Genomic DNA, 14,869 nt, shown 5'->3' with positions numbered 1-14,869 from the left:
ACAGCAGAAGAGATTGTAACTCAGGAGACGGGATCCCCGCGCACGTCCCTGGGCCGGCTTTGGGCTCACCGGGCGCCAGCCGCTTCTGCTTCGGCCACCACCAGCAGGGTTTTCAGCAGGGAATCGGGGTTGAGGCTGATGGAATCGATCCCCGCCTGCACCAGGAAGCGGGCGAAGTCGGGGTAGTCGCTGGGGGCCTGCCCGCAGATGCCGATCTTGCGGCCATGGCTTTTCACCGTCTGGATCACCTGGGCGATCATCCGCCTGACGGCCTCGTTGCGCTCGTCAAAAAGGTGGGCCACCAGGGCTGAGTCGCGATCCAGGCCCAGAGTGAGCTGGGTGAGGTCGTTGGAGCCGATGGAGAAGCCGTCGAAGATCTGGCAAAACGCGTCGGCCAGGATGACGTTGCTGGGCAATTCACACATCACGTACACCTGCAGACCGTTTTCTCCCCGCACCAGGCCATGGCGGGCCATCTCTTCCAGCACCTTGTGCCCCTCTTCCGGCGTGCGGCAGAAGGGGATCATCAAGATCACGTTGGTCAGGCCCATCTCATCCCGCACCCGTTTCATGGCCCGACACTCCAAGGCAAAGCCCTCACGGTAGCGGGGATCCGTGTAGCGGGAAGCCCCCCGCCAGCCGATCATCGGGTTTTCCTCGTGGGGCTCGTAGCGGGATCCCCCCAGCAGGTGGGCATATTCGTTGCTTTTGAAATCCGACAGCCGCACGATCACCGGCTTGGGATAGAAGGCGGCGGCGATGGTGCTCACCCCTTGGGCCAGCTTATCCACAAAGTATTCAGGCTTATCGGGATATTGGGCGGTCAGCTCCGCCAGGCGAGGCTCCTCCTTCACCGCCTGCTCATAGTTGAGCAAAGCCAGCGGGTGGACTTGAATGTGGTTGGCGATGATGAACTCCAGCCGCGCCAGCCCGACCCCATCGCAAGGGATCCCGCTGAGGCCGAAGGCTTTTTCGGGGTTGCCCACATTCATCATCAGTTGGGTGCGGGGACGGGGCAGCTTCTCCAGGGGGATCTCGCTCACTTCATAGGGCAGCAAGCCGGGATAAACCCGCCCTTCTTCTCCCTCGGCGCAGGAAATGGTGATGGGCTGGCCGGAGCTGAGCACCTGGGTGGCGTTGCCGCAGCCAACAATGGCCGGGATCCCCAGCTCGCGGGCGATGATGGCCGCATGGCAGGTTCTGCCCCCCTGGTTGGTGACGATGGCGCTGGCTTTCTTCATGATGGGCTCCCAGTCGGGATCCGTCTTCTCGGTCACCAGCACCTCGCCGGCCTGAAACTGATCCGAGCGGCGCACATCCAAGATAAGGCGGGCTGTACCCTGGCCGATGGCCTCGCCCACCGCCCGCCCCCGCACCAGAGGTTCGGGCCGCACTTCCGGCTGGGTGAAGCGATAGGTGGTCAGCCGGTTGGCCGCTTTTTGCGATTGCACCGTTTCGGGGCGGGCCTGCACGATAAACAGCTCCCCGGTGAGGCCATCTTTGGCCCACTCGATGTCCATCGGCGTGAAATGGCCCCGCTGTGCCGAGTAGTGCTCCTCGATCAAGCAGGCCCACTGGGCCAATTTGAGGATTTCCTCATCCCTGAGGGCATATTGCTTGCGCAGGCTTTCGGGGACAGCCACGTTTTTGGTGGAACGGGATCCCCCCTCGTCGTAGACGAGCTTCAGGGCTTTGCTGCCCAGCTTGCGGGAGAGAAGGGGTCGCAGGCCCCGCTTGAGGGTAGGTTTGAACACCACGTATTCGTCGGGGTTGACGATCCCTTGCACCACGTTTTCCCCCAGACCATAGGCGGCGGTGATGAGCACTGCGTCTTTGAAGCCGGTTTCCGGGTCGATGGAGAACATCACCCCCGAACAGGCCAGGTCGGAGCGCACCATCTTCTGCACCCCCACCGAAAGGGCCACTTGAAAGTGGTCAAAGCCCTTGATTTGGCGGTAGGAAATGGCCCGGTCGGTAAACAGGCTGGCAAAACAGTGGTGGCAGGCGTTGAGCACCGCCCGCACCCCATGCACGTTCAGGTAGGTCTCCTGCTGGCCGGCAAAGCTGGCATCCGGCAAGTCTTCTGCCGTGGCGCTGGAGCGCACTGCCACATCGGTGTCGGGGCCGTAGCGCTCGCACAGCTTCTGGTAGGCTTCCGTGATGGCCTGCTCTAGCTGAGGGGGGAAGGGAGTCTGCAGAATTAAGGTGCGGGCAGCCTTGCCGCGATGGCGCAGGTTGTTCACGTCTTCAATGTCGAGATCCCGAAAGATCTCGCGCAGCTTTTCCTCCAAACCCGCAGAGGCGATGAACTGGCGATACGCATGGGCCGTGGTGGCAAATCCTGTGGGCACCTGGATCCCTTGTGGAGCCAACTGTTGGAGCATCTCCCCCAGAGAGGCATTTTTCCCGCCCACCTGGGCGATATCTCTCAGCCCCACCTCCGTCAGTGGCAAGACCAAAGGCAGCTCTGACAAGAACTGAGGGTCTTGTTGAGGCCGGGATCCCACGGTTGCTCTATCCGACATGCCTCACCTCCCTGTGCGAATTGAACCCCTTGTCCTCGGACGATTGAGCCCATCGCAATCTGCAATCGAGAAATCGATGTTGTGGTGACATCCTCAGGACGATTGCGTGCGAGAGAAAGACTCCCTCTGGGCCAGAAGTCGGCCCGGCTTCTCCCGATGGGCTTTACTCTCACTCTACTGAGGTTTTTTCTCCGGCTGCGATGCCCAGAAAATCGGGAAGAAAGGGCTCAAAAGGGGATGAACCAAACAGGATTCTGGGAAAGCTGCCTCGGCGAAGTTGCCACAAATCTTTGCCCTTTTTTACTTCAAGCAAAAATAACAAACTGCCACAATGAAAAAAGACAGTTTCCGCAACAGGGCAAATCGGTCGGGCATGGAAAGCCACCAGGATCTGCCGGTGGAGGTTCGACAGGTAACGGTAACCGAGAAACAGCAGGGATCCCGGCTGGATCGAGGCTTGGCGGAGCAACTCCCCGATTTGTCTCGCTCGCGCCTGCAACAGCTCATTCGGGCGGGGCAGGTTTGGCTGAATGGGAAGCCCTGCCTGGATAAAAATCGCGCCTTGCAAACGGGGGATCGGATTGAGGTGCGGATCCCGGCGGTTACCCCTTCGAGACTGGAGCCGGAGCGGATCCCGCTGGACATTCTCTACGAAGATGACGACCTGATTGTGCTCAACAAACCCCGCGATCTGGTAGTGCATCCGGCTCCCGGCCATCCCAGCGGCACACTGGTTCACGCGCTGCTGGCCCATTGTCCCCGCCTGTCGGGCATCAACGGCGAACAGCGTCCGGGCATTGTGCATCGCCTCGACAAAGACACCACCGGCGCGCTGGTGATCGCCAAACACGATCAGGCCCACCAGCACCTACAAGCCCAGATCCAGGCCAAAACCGCCCGGCGCATCTACTTGGGGGTGGTGTTTGGCCGGCCGGCCCAAAGCCAAGGCACCGTCTCTGCCCCCATTGGGAGGCACCCGGTGGATCGGCAAAAGATGGCCGTCCTGCCCCCCGGCCAAGGGCGAGCGGCGGTAACCCACTGGCAGGTGCTGGAGCGCCTGGGCAACTACACCCTGATGCAGTTTGAGCTGGAGACGGGGCGCACCCATCAAATTCGGGTTCATGCTGCCCATTTGCGCCTGCCGATTGTCGGGGATCCCCTCTACACCCAGAGCAAAACCAGCCCTGTCAAACTGAGCGGCCAAGCTCTCCATGCCTGGAAGCTCTCCTTTGTTCACCCGCGCACAGGCCAGCCGATGCAGTTTACCGCTCCCCTGCCGGAGGAGTTTGAGCGGCTCTTGCGGCAGTTGCGCAGCCAGGCGGGCTAGGCAGCCTCTGGGGTTTCCCCCTTGCTTTGCCTGGTCATTGCAAACGGCTGTGGAACAGCTGGTTGGTTGATCCCCAGCTCCCCTCGCCCGCAAGGGGTGAGGGTCAGCGGCGAAGGGTCTTCATCTTGTTTGAAACGAGTATGCCCAGTTGTCCCCACACCCGTGGGGGTGAACCCGGCCAGAGAAGAGAATTAAGACAATCTCACATCTGCTGGGATCCCTGAATGGGATGGGTAACACTGAAACTAGGTCGCAGAAGCGGCGCGTAGCGCAATCTCAAGGAGCCGAACATGAGCAAGAGCTTGCTGGAGCAATTGCGACAGATGACTGTCGTGGTCGCCGATACGGGTGATATCAACGCCATCGAGAGCTTTAAGCCTCAAGATGCCACCACCAACCCCTCTTTGATCACAGCGGCTGCCCAAATGCCCCAGTACCAGGGCATTGTCGATGAAACCTTGCTCAAGGCCCGCCAAGAACTGGGATCCAAAGCCGACATCAAAACCGTGGTGGCCCATGCCATCGATCAATTGGCGGTAGCCTTCGGCGTGCGCATTTTGTCCATCATTCCTGGCCGGGTCTCGACGGAGGTGGATGCCCGCCTCTCCTACGACACGGAAGCTACGGTCGCCAAGGCCCGCCATCTGATCGAGCTGTACAAGGCAGCAGGAGCGGATCCCAGCCGGGTGCTGATTAAAATTGCCTCGACTTGGGAAGGGATCCGAGCTGCCGAGATCCTGGAAAAAGAAGGGATCCATTGCAACCTCACCCTGTTGTTTGGCCTACACCAGGCCATCGCCTGCGCCGAAGCGGGGGTGAAGCTGATCTCGCCCTTTGTGGGCCGCATCTTGGATTGGTACAAGAAACACACGGGCCGGGAGAGCTACCCTCCTGCCGAAGATCCGGGGGTGCAGTCGGTGACCCAGATTTACAACTACTTCCGCAAATACGATTTTCCGACGGAAGTGATGGGGGCCAGCTTCCGCAACATCGGGGAGATCATCGAGTTGGCCGGCTGCGATCTTCTCACCATCTCACCGGCGCTGCTGGCGGAGCTGCAAAACACCGAGGGTCACCTGGAGCGCAAGTTGGATCCAGAAAAAGCCAAGCAGATGGATATTCCCCGCCTGGTGATGGACAGAGCCACCTTCGACCAGATGCACCGGGAAAACCGCATGGCCTCAGAAAAGCTGGAAGAAGGGATCCAGGGCTTCTCCAAGGCGCTGGAGGTGTTGGAAAACCTGCTCACCGAGCGGCTACACAAGCTGGAGGGCAACAAAGTGGTGATTACCCATGCGGCCCAAGACGTGTTTCGCGTCTACGACCTGGATGGGGATGGCTACATTACCCGCGAGGAATGGATGGGGGCGGATCGCGTCTTCGATGCCCTCGACACCAACCAAGATGGCAAGATCACCCCGGAAGAAATGTTGGTAGGGCTGGGGGCAGCGGTTTACCTGAGGTAGGATGCTTCCCCACTCCCAAAATCCGACCCAAGGCCCCAAGGGGGAGCGCTTTCGCCACATCGGAGATGGGGTTGCCGCCCTGGAGGCACAAGCCCGCCTGTGGATTGCCCAGCGTTTGCAGGGGATCCCTTACAATCCGCCACCGGGGCCGACAGCCAGGCAGGTGCTGCATTGGATCGAGACGGATCTGCTCCCTCGCCTGCAGCAAACTCCCCAGGAGCTAGAGAACCTGCTGCATGGGCTAGGGGGCGGCTATGTGCCCAGCGGCGCTTCCGGCGCCCCCACCCGAGGCCGGGTGGATGTGTTGCCCACGGGGCGCAACTTTTACTCGGTGGATATCCGCGCCATTCCCACCCCAACGGCCTGGCAAATTGGCGCGCGAGCGGCAGAGCGGGTGGTGGAGCGCTACGTGCAAGAGCAAGGGGAGTACCCCCGTCGTCTGGGGCTATCCGTCTGGGGAACTTCCACCCTGCGCACCGGCGGCGACGATTGGGCCGAAGCCCTGGCCCTGCTGGGAGTGAAACCCCGCTGGGATGGGGGACGGGTGGTGGATATCGAGATCCTGCCCGTGGCCGTTTTGGGGCGTCCTCGGGTGGATGTGACCTTGCGCATTTCTGGCTTCTTCCGCGATGCCTTTCCCAATCTGATTGCCCTGTTTGACCGAGCTGTGCAGGCCGTGGCCGATCTGGAGGAGCCGGAAGCCGATAACCCCTTGCGAGCTCAGATGTTGGCCGATACTGACTACTGGCAACAGCAGGGGATCCCACCGCAAGCAGCAGCGGAGCGGGCGCGGCTGCGCATCTTCGGCTCCAAGCCGGGGGCCTATGGGGCCGGCCTACAGGGGCTGATCGAGGCGCAAAACTGGGAAACAGAAGCGGATCTGGCCCGCGCCTACCTCAACTGGAGCAGCTACGCCTACCGGGCCGATGGCGAGGGAGAGCCGGCCCCCGAAGCCCTGCGGCGGCAATTGGCCCACCTGCAAATTGTGCTCCACAACCAAGACAACCGCGAGCACGACCTGCTGGACTCCGATGACTACTACCAGTTTCAAGGGGGGATGGTGGCCGCAGTGCGGGCACTCCAGGGCCGCAACCCCCAGATCTACTTTGGGGATCACGCCCGCCCCCACAACCCTAAAATCCACACCTTGGCAGAAGAAATCGACCGGGTCTATCGCTCCCGCGTGATCAACCCCAAGTGGATTGCCGGTGTTATGCGCCACGGCTACAAAGGCGCTTTCGAGATGGCCGCCACCCTGGACTATCTCTTCGCCTACGATGTCACCACCCACGCTGTGCCGGATTTCATGTACGCAGGGCTGGCCCGCGCCTACCTATTGGATCCCCAAGTCCAGGAGTTCCTGCGATCCCACAACCCTTGGGCGCTGCGGGACATGAGCGAGCGACTGCTGGAAGCCCACCAGCGGGGCTACTGGCAAGAGCAGGCCCCAGAGCTGCTGCCCCAGATCGAAGCCTTGATGCTGGAGATGGAAGCCTACCTGGAATCCTGCCCCCCTGTGGCGAAAGAAGGTTAAGTTCTGCTAAGCTTTTCTCATCCAAACCAGTTGTGGAGGGATCCCAGGCCATGAGCAAAGCCGAGCTGTTGCGGGAGATTCTGGGGCCGCTGCTGGAAGACTACCGCTACTGGTTTGAGCGTTCTCGCCGCTTTTTGCAGGAAGAGACCCTGGAATTGATCAGCCCAGAGGAGCAGCAGTCCTTGCTGGAACAGGTTCTGGACGCTCAAGCGGAGATACAGGTGGCCGAAGCGCTTTATCAGGCGTCCGATCAAGAGGTTGGCATCGACCCTGGGCTGATGGCAAAATGGCATCGCCTGCTGATGAAATGTGCCGAATTGGGCCGTCGATTTCGCCAGATTCACCCCTCCTCTGACCTGTGATGCTGCAGATTCTCTACCTCATCGCTTTTGTGGCCATTGCCTTTTTGGCCCTGCGCAACTTGGTTGCCAATGTCATCACGTTGGGCGTGGAAGAGCGCAAGACCTCTCCCCGTCGCGCCCGCCAGCGGATCCCTCACCCAGAGCTGCTGGATGAAGATGGCAACCTCACCGAAGAGCCTCTGCTGGTGATTCGCTCGGCCAGCTTGGAAGAAGCCCGCAGCCGTTTGGAAGATCTCTATTCCGGCTCGCCGGACGAAGACTAGGGGAGTTTCTTGGGCTTCCTCTCTTGGAGGGGCTGCAGTAGCCTGGAAAGGTGCCGTGCGCCATCTGCCCAAGCGTCTGGTGGGCAAGTCAACCGAGATGGGATCCGACTTCAACGTGGAAGCCGTACTGGAAGCGGTGCTCAGCAAGCTGAAGGTTTTGGCGGAAACGGGACAAACCTTTGGCCAGCCGATCACCATTGGCGAGACGATCATCGTCCCCTACATGTCCCTACATTTCGGCTTGGGTGGGGGAGGGGGCAACTTCGGCAAAACTGCTTCTGGCTTTCGCGGCAACGGAGGGGATCCGGCCAGCCTGTTCGGGGGAGCAGGGGGCGGGGTGCGCATCGAGCCGGTTGGCTTTCTGGTGATTCGGGGGGAGCGGGTGGAGCTGCTGACCACCGCCCAGAAGCCCGACCAGTGGAACCAACTCAGCGAGGCCTTGGTACCCCTGTTGCAGCAGTGGCTGCAGACTCGTGCCGGGATCCCATCCGACCGGCCCGGCTAGCCGCGAATGTGAAGGCGGGATCCCTGGGGAGAGGGCTGTACCTCGATGCGGTGGGGGAAAGCATCCTGCAGGCTGGGGATGTGGGTGATCACCAAGATGCAGGCAAAGTCGGGGGCGATGGCGTTGATGGCGGCCAGCAGTTGGGCGCGTCCGGTGGCATCCTGGGATCCAAACCCCTCGTCGATGAGCAGCGTTTGCAGATCGGATCCCGAGCGCTGGGTGAGCAGGCGGGACAGGGCCAGGCGAATGGCGAAGTTGATGCGGAAGGCTTCTCCGCCGGAGTAGGTCTCGTAGGGGCGGGTGCCGTGGGGATCGGCGATGAGAATGTCGAGGGTGTCGCAAGAGCTCCGTCCGGCTACCGAGAACAGCTTGGCCGGTGAGCAATAGCGTCGCCCGGAGCGCTGGGTTACAAATTGCAGGTGCAGGCGGTGTTGGGTCAGGCGGGCCAAGATCTGGTTGGCCTGGGCTTCCAGCTCCGGCAGGACATTTTCGACGATCAGGGCGGGGATGCCGTTGCGACCATAGGCATTGGCCAGCTCTTGGTACACCTGCTGCTGGCGGCGGGCCTGCTGCAGTTGTTGTTCCAGCTCGGCTTGCTCCGCCTGCTGTTGAACCGCCTGTTGTAGCCGTTGCTGGGCAGCCCCTATCTGAGACAGCACCTCATCCAGCCGCCGGCGGTGCTCCCGCAGGGTTTGGCGGATCCCTTCCAGCTGAGCAGGCAAAACCTCGGGATGCTCCGCCAGTTGTTGCTGAAGCCGTTCCAACTCTTGGGTGGCTTGGGCAAAGTGCTGGCGGCTTTCCTGCAGGCGTTGGGATAGGGCTTGGGTGCGGGCTGCCACCTCCGGCAGTTCCTGGCGGGCCACCTGTAGGGCTTGCAGGCGCGCGGGCCAGAGCTGCGCTTGGGCCAGTTCGGCTTTCACCTGCTGGTGCAGGGATCCATCGTAGCCCAGGTGGTTTAACGCCTGTTCCACCTGAGCCAACCGCTCCGCCAGGGGAGAATCCGATCCCACTGGCGGGACGGAGTCCTTGGATCCCACCTGTTGCAGGGTTTCCAGTTGTGCCTGTAGGGAGGCGATTTGCTCCCATAGGTGAGAGCGGCGCTCTTGGGCCTTGCGGAGTTCTTGAGAGCGGCCCAGGGCCCAGCGCCAGCGCTCCAGTTCTCCCCGTTGTAGGGCGTGCTCGCGCTCGTCATAGCCCAGTTGGTGCAGGGCCTGCTGGATCTGCTGGAGCTGTTGCCGAGCTTCTTGAGCGTAAGCTTCCCGGTCAAGGATTTCCCTCAACTCTGCCGCCTCTGCTTGCCAGAGCTGGATTTGCCGACAGCGCTCCTGCTCGGCTTCCCACTGCTGTTGCAATCGCCCTTGAAGGTGCAGGCGCTCATCCCAAGTGGCCAGTTCTTGGCTAAGACGGCGGTATTCTTCTTGCAAGAGTTCGATCTCCCGGTCGGCCACCGCCAGTTGTTCGCGGATAACAAACAGTTCGCCGGCAATTTCCTCTTGACGCTCGCGGTGTTTTTTCAGCACCACATCCCGCAGGCGCGGGCTGAGGGGACGGGCGCAGAGGGGGCAAGTCCAGTTGCGACGGCGTTGCGGAGCCATAAAGCCGGATCCCTGCGGCTCTGCTGTCGGCGTTGCAGGGGATGGCTCGGCAGGCTGGCCGACAGAAGATAGGGCCGGGGATCCCTCCTCTTGTTCTGCTGCCTCCTCGACAAGGGCTGTCACTCTTGCCAAAGTGGGGGTGACCTGATCTCGTTCGCTGCGCGGAGCACTTTGAGCGGAAAACACCTCTTGACCTTCCTCCCAGGTGGTCACCAACAGGCGGCAGCGTTCTTCTTCCTGTTGCCACTGTTGCTGGAGAACCCGCTGGCGTTCCTGGAGCTTTTGCACGAACAGCCGCCGTTCTTGGACTTTTTCCAACACCCGCTGCTGGTAGAGACGCCGTCGCTCCAGCTCTGCCAAGGCGGCCTCTCCTTCGGCGATTTTCTGCTCCAGTTGCTGCTGCTGTTGGGCTAGAGTTTCCTGGCTTTGTAGTTGCTGGCTGAGAAGCTGAACGCGGGCTTGCAGGCGTTCCCGCTCGCGGCGGATTTGCTCTTGCCAATGCTGTTGCTGCTGGAGAAGGACGGCGGCTTGAGCTTGGGCTTGGTTCAGGGCCTGGAGACGCTCTTGAGCTTGCTGGTAGTGGCGCAGGCCGATTTCGATGCGCTCCTGTTCTGCCAGCAATTGGGCATCGGCTTGGGCCTGGGCTTGGCAGGTGGCCAACTCCTGTTGCAGCCGTTGCATCTTGCGCAGTTGCTGCTGTTGCTGCTCTGCTTGCTCGGCTTGCAGCTTTTGGCGTTCTTGGAGCAGATGCTGCTGTTGCTCGAAGAGGTGGTGGAGATGGCGATCTTGGGCCATCAGGGCTTGGTAGCGTTCGTAACCCGCCAGGATGTCTTCACTCTGGGCGATCAGCTCTTCCAACTGGAGCAGGTGCTGTCGCTGGGCACGCCACTGTTGCTCGGTGTGCTGTAGGTTGGTGCCGAGCTTTTGCAAGTGTTGGGTAAGGTGTTGGTGGCGCTCCTGCAGGATGCAGCGATGTTCGTAGAGGCGCTCTAGGGCTTGCAATTCCTGCTGTTGCTGGGCTAGGAGCTGCTGCAGATGAGTTTGCCGTTGTTGGAGTCGCTCCAGCTCAGCTTGGATTTGGCCAACGTGGGCCTGTTGTTGGTTGAGCTGCTGCAGGCGCTCTTGGAGCAGATCGGCTTTGAGTTTGGCACTGCGCGCCTGTTCCCGGCAGCGGTCGGCCAGCAAATCGTACTGCCCCAACTTGAGCATGTCGGCCAAGATCTGCTTGCGCTCGCCGGGACGCTTCAGAGTGAAGGCATCTGCTTGTCCTTGTCGCAGATAGGCGGAGTGAATAAAGGTCTCGTAGTCGAGGCTGAGCTGACTTTGAATGGACTGTTGGGTGGCGCGCATGCCGCGGCGGGTCAAGCTACGCCAGCGAGGTTGGCCGTCGGTTTCTCCGGTTTGAATTTGCCACTCCAGGGATCCCTCGCCCGATAGATGACGGCTGCGCAGGATGCGGTAGGTTTGTCCTCGGGAGCGGTAGATCACCTCTACCCAGGCTTCGCTGGCCCCCTTGCGGATGAGATCGCTATCGTTGCTGGCCCGGCTTTGCCCCCAGAGGCCCCAGGTGAGGGCGTCGAGCAGGGCGGACTTGCCTGCCCCATTGGGGCCACAGATACAGGCGGTGTGGATCCCGCGCAGATCCAAAACGGCGTGAGCGTAACAGAGAAAATTGTGCAAGGTTAGGCGAACCGGGATCACAGAAAACTCTGAGGGGCTCTGGTTGCTGGAAAAAATGAGGTTGAGCCATTTGATCCAGAGTATCGCGTCAGCGGTGGGGAGCAACAATGAGGAGTGAGAAGTGAGGAGAGAGGAGTGAGGATACTCCCTTCTCACTACTCTCCGTTCTTTTCTCTTTTCTCTCTTGTCTCTCTTGAGAGGGGATCCGATTGCATTAGCCGCTGACACAGTTGGGCAATCTGGGTGGGGCTAGCCTCATCCAGCCAGCGGTGAAAGGCTTGGGATTCCTGAAGGCGGCCCATCAGCAGCGTGGGGATCTGCTCCGGACTGTCCAGTTCCGCCAGCCACTGCCGGGGAAAGCCGGTTGCCGCAGCCAGCTCGTCGGGATCCCGTTGGCCTGCCTGCCACTGTTGCATCAGCCAGTTGACTCGGGCGGGGATCTGCTCCCAGGGGGAGGCAGAAGCGGCCAGGATCAGGGTTCGGGGCTGTACCTGTTGCAGCAGTTGTGCCAAGTCCGCCGGTAGCCAGGGCCAGCGGGCCAGTACCAGCTCTTTCCCTTTGGGTGGTGGAACAAAGTTCTCGGCCTCCTGCCCGTCGTAACAGATGGCCCCCTGCTGCGAATCCGGCAGGGGTTTCTGCCGAAAATCTTGGATCTGTAGGCGAGGGGCGGAAATGGTGGGTGCCTGCCACTCTCCCGCAGGGCGCACCGCCAGCACTTTGCCCTGCCAAGGCTGTCTGCCCCGGTCATCCGCCTCCAACTGTAGGGCGATGTCCAAAGCCTGGCATTTTTGCCAGCGCTCCAGCTCTTCTCCGGCTTGCCAAAACCACAGGGTACGGGATCCCAGCTCAAACTTCAGGTGGCGACCATTCTGAGAAATCCCCAACTTAACGCTGCCGCAGCGAACATTCATCAGGGCTACGACGGGGTTGGGGTTGCCGTGCCCAAAGGGCTGCAGAAGCTGCACCTGCCGATACACCTCATCCAGCTCTGCCACCCCGTCCCGATCCTGAGAGACCAGTAGCTCCCAGTCGAGGATAATCTCCACCGCCAAGGCGCGAGCCTGCTGATCCGGGCTGACCCGCGCGGCCAGCTCCCGCCGCAAAGCCAGTTGTACGGCGGCCAGGCAAGAGAGATCCACTTGGATCCCGGCTGCCATAGGGTGTCCACCTCCCCCCAGCAACAGGGGGCGCACAGCCTCGATGGCCTCCACCAGGTTCACCCCCGGCAGGGAACGGCCCGACCCATAGCCCCGTCCCGCCGCTTCGTCTTTGGCGATCAACACCGTTGGGCAGTTATACTGCTCCACCAAGCGCGCCGCCGCGATCCCCAGAACCCCTGGGTTCCAGCCGGCTTCGGCCAAAACAATGGCTCCTTCTCGGGCCAGATCCATGCTCTCCACTTGTTGGCTGGCCTCCTGGATCACCTGCTGGGTGAGGTGCTTACGCTCCTCATTGAGGGCGACAAAGTGCTGCACCAGGGCCTGGGCGCGCTCTGGATCGGGGGTGGTCAGCAGCTCCACCGCCAGGCTGGCATCTTCCAATCGGCCAATTGCATTCAGCTTGGGAGCAAGGCGAAAGGCAATATCTTGGGCTGTCGGCACCCCCTGGGATTGGCCGTTGTCAACCCGAGCCAGGAGAGCCTGCAGCCCCGGACGCTGCGTCTTGGCCAGCACCGGCAGGCCCCGCTGCACCAAGTAGCGGCACTCCCGCTGCAACACCGCCACATCGGCCACGATTCCCACCGCCACCAGATCCAGGTGCTGCCCGACACCAGGGATCCCCAGTGCTTCGTAAAGCGCCTCCGCCAACTTGTAGGCCACTCCCACCCCCGGCAAGAAGCGCAGCGGATGTTCAGCCGGCAATCGCAAGGGGTTGACCACCGCATAGGCAGCGGGCAAGGGATCCGGCAGCATGTGGTGATCCGTCACGATCACGTCCACCCCCTGGGCTTGGGCCATGGCAATTTCGGCAGCATTGCCCACCCCGCAATCCACCGTCAGGATCACTTGGCAGCCCTGGGCCAGCACCTGCTGCAGCCGTTGAGGGTTGAGGCCGTGCCCTTCGGTACTGCGCAGCGGTATGGTGAACTGGACTCGGAAGCCCAAGGGTTGTAACACCGAGAGCAGAAGACTGGTGCTGGTGACACCATCGCAGTCAAAGTCCCCCCAAATGCACAGGGTCTCTCCCCTTTCCCGCGCCTGTAGCAGCCGTGCCACCGCCCGCTCCAGATCTGGCAGGGATCCCGACGGTGTGGGGGAATAGTATTCGGGATCCGCGAAGGCCCGCGCTTGCTCCCAAGTGTGCAGACCCCGCAGGGCCATCACCTTGGCCGCATACTTGCCGTATTCCCGGCTCAGCTCCAGATTGAACTGGGGGGGAGTGGGCAGCAGCTCCCAGCGGTGCGGAGTATCTTCGCGCCAGCCGTAATCCATGCAAGCTAGGCCGACCCCTTGGCCGACAAGAGTAGAACTTCTCAGGAGCCTATCAAAAACGGCCCAGGGGGGAAATGGATCCCAGAGGAAAGGGCTGGGGATGATGGGCTACCTTGAACCCTACTGGCAGCAGTGAGAAGCCACACAACAGGCGGAAGGGTGCTCGTGATTGTGGGTGGCACAGGCTTCGCTGCAGTAGAGTTGACCTTCGTAGCGATAGCCTTGGCTGCTCTCGAAGCTGCAGTTGCAGTGTTCACAGGCGCAACGGACAAGGGTGCTGGCAGACATGATTTTCTCTCCTTCTTTCTCGTTTTTTCCTAGGGATCCTCTTGTCGAAGATCCGCGTCTCTACACCCTAGCGGTTGCTCGGCAACGATGCTGAAACAAGAATCAGACTCATTTGCGTCTGTAGCCATTCCAAATCACGGCAACACTCCCCTCTCCCTTTGGAACAGAGGCTGGGGGTGAGAGCCCGGGAAACCCTCTCAGATGGATTTGACCGGTCTGCGCGCCCCTTTCATAGCCCTACCTGTCCTCAGCTAGAAATCGCAGGAGCCCCGCCCTCTGTCCGTAGGACGAGGGTCGGGAGGAATGCGGAAGTTATGATAGAACCATGACCCAAGTCCTGACCGTCTCCTGCAAGCTCAAGGTGTCCCAGTCGCAAGCTGCAAAGTTGGATGCGACAATGGATGCCTTTGTGCAGGCGTTGAACTGGGTCAACCAGAACACACCCGAGAAAGTCGCCAACGCCGTTAAGCTCCAGTCTCTGTGCTACCGCGAAATCCGTGCCCGGTTCGGCTTGTCCAGTAACTTGGCCCAGCAGGTCTGCAGACGGCTGGCCGGTGCCCGTAAAGTTGCCCGACAGAAAAACCGCCCCGTCAAAGTGTTCAAGGGTGGCTTCGCTACCTACGATGCACGTATCTTTTCGTTTCGCGAGAAAGACTGGACGGTGTCGCTGACCACGGTTGATGGAAGAGAACGCTTTGAGCTAGCGATTGGCCGTTACCAGAGAGAACAGTTGGCAGGCTCCAACCCCAAATCCGCCACTCTGGTCAAGCGCAAAGACGGTTTCTACTCCATTCAAATCAAATCTGTGTGGAAACGGAACCGTGCCCACCGCAACGCACGGATAGAGTGCTGGGGGTGGATTTGGGCAGGACGGATATTGCTCATACAAAGG

General features: G+C 61.0%; 10 protein-coding genes and 1 pseudogene. 7 read left to right on the top strand and 4 right to left on the bottom strand.

From position 1 onward, the window contains the following. Positions 1–65: 65 nt before the first annotated feature. A complete protein-coding gene (ppsA, locus tag ACVWYZ_RS12365; RefSeq protein WP_414409165.1) occupies positions 66–2,525 on the bottom strand; it encodes a phosphoenolpyruvate synthase in 2,460 nt (819 codons plus the stop codon). 373 nt (positions 2,526–2,898) lie between these two features. On the opposite strand from ppsA, the gene ACVWYZ_RS12360 reads away from it, so the two are divergent. The 6 genes from ACVWYZ_RS12360 to ACVWYZ_RS12335 all read left to right on the top strand — a co-directional run bounded on the left by ACVWYZ_RS12360 (position 2,899) and on the right by ACVWYZ_RS12335 (position 7,982). Next, positions 2,899–3,852, top strand: coding sequence for an RluA family pseudouridine synthase (locus ACVWYZ_RS12360; protein ID WP_457467225.1), 954 nt, complete (start codon positions 2,899–2,901; stop codon positions 3,850–3,852). A gap of 290 nt (positions 3,853–4,142) precedes the next feature. Further along, the gene (locus ACVWYZ_RS12355; protein WP_457467224.1) at positions 4,143–5,318 is read left to right on the top strand and encodes a transaldolase; all 1,176 of its coding nucleotides are present in this window, start codon (positions 4,143–4,145) and stop codon (positions 5,316–5,318) included. A gap of 1 nt (position 5,319) precedes the next feature. Beyond that, positions 5,320–6,852 carry a cobaltochelatase subunit CobN gene (locus ACVWYZ_RS12350; RefSeq protein ID WP_457467223.1) on the top strand — a complete coding sequence of 511 codons (1,533 nt, stop codon included), beginning with the start codon at positions 5,320–5,322 and terminating at the stop codon, positions 6,850–6,852. 50 nt (positions 6,853–6,902) lie between these two features. Next, positions 6,903–7,214, top strand: coding sequence for a DUF2605 domain-containing protein (locus ACVWYZ_RS12345; protein ID WP_457467222.1), 312 nt, complete (start codon positions 6,903–6,905; stop codon positions 7,212–7,214). Further along, the gene (locus ACVWYZ_RS12340) at positions 7,214–7,477 is read left to right on the top strand and encodes a DUF2973 domain-containing protein (protein ID WP_414358210.1); all 264 of its coding nucleotides are present in this window, start codon (positions 7,214–7,216) and stop codon (positions 7,475–7,477) included. The genes ACVWYZ_RS12345 and ACVWYZ_RS12340 overlap by 1 nt, the downstream gene beginning before the upstream one ends. Positions 7,478–7,532: 55 nt before the next feature. Beyond that, a complete protein-coding gene (locus ACVWYZ_RS12335) occupies positions 7,533–7,982 on the top strand; it encodes a GerW family sporulation protein (protein ID WP_414358213.1) in 450 nt (149 codons plus the stop codon). Here ACVWYZ_RS12335 and ACVWYZ_RS12330 read toward each other — a convergent pair. The 3 genes from ACVWYZ_RS12330 to ACVWYZ_RS12320 form a co-directional block, all read right to left on the bottom strand. Next, positions 7,979–11,278 (bottom strand): AAA family ATPase, encoded by a 3,300-nt coding sequence (locus ACVWYZ_RS12330; protein WP_457467221.1) that lies wholly within the window; start codon positions 11,276–11,278, stop codon positions 7,979–7,981. The two genes, ACVWYZ_RS12335 and ACVWYZ_RS12330, sit on opposite strands and share 4 nt — an antisense overlap. A gap of 134 nt (positions 11,279–11,412) precedes the next feature. Further along, positions 11,413–13,689 carry a single-stranded-DNA-specific exonuclease RecJ gene (gene recJ / locus ACVWYZ_RS12325; RefSeq protein ID WP_457467220.1) on the bottom strand — a complete coding sequence of 759 codons (2,277 nt, stop codon included), beginning with the start codon at positions 13,687–13,689 and terminating at the stop codon, positions 11,413–11,415. A 120-nt stretch (positions 13,690–13,809) separates the two neighbouring features. After that, positions 13,810–13,977 (bottom strand): hypothetical protein, encoded by a 168-nt coding sequence (locus tag ACVWYZ_RS12320; protein WP_083757636.1) that lies wholly within the window; start codon positions 13,975–13,977, stop codon positions 13,810–13,812. A 325-nt stretch (positions 13,978–14,302) separates the two neighbouring features. On the opposite strand from ACVWYZ_RS12320, the pseudogene ACVWYZ_RS12315 reads away from it, so the two are divergent. Continuing rightward, positions 14,303–14,869, top strand: a pseudogene (locus ACVWYZ_RS12315) (RNA-guided endonuclease TnpB family protein); the annotation flags it as partial.

The sequence above is a fragment of the Thermostichus sp. MS-CIW-37 genome (assembly GCF_054060065.1).
The sequence above is the reverse complement of the archived record's forward strand: the minus strand, read 5'-3'. Positions and strand labels throughout refer to the sequence as shown.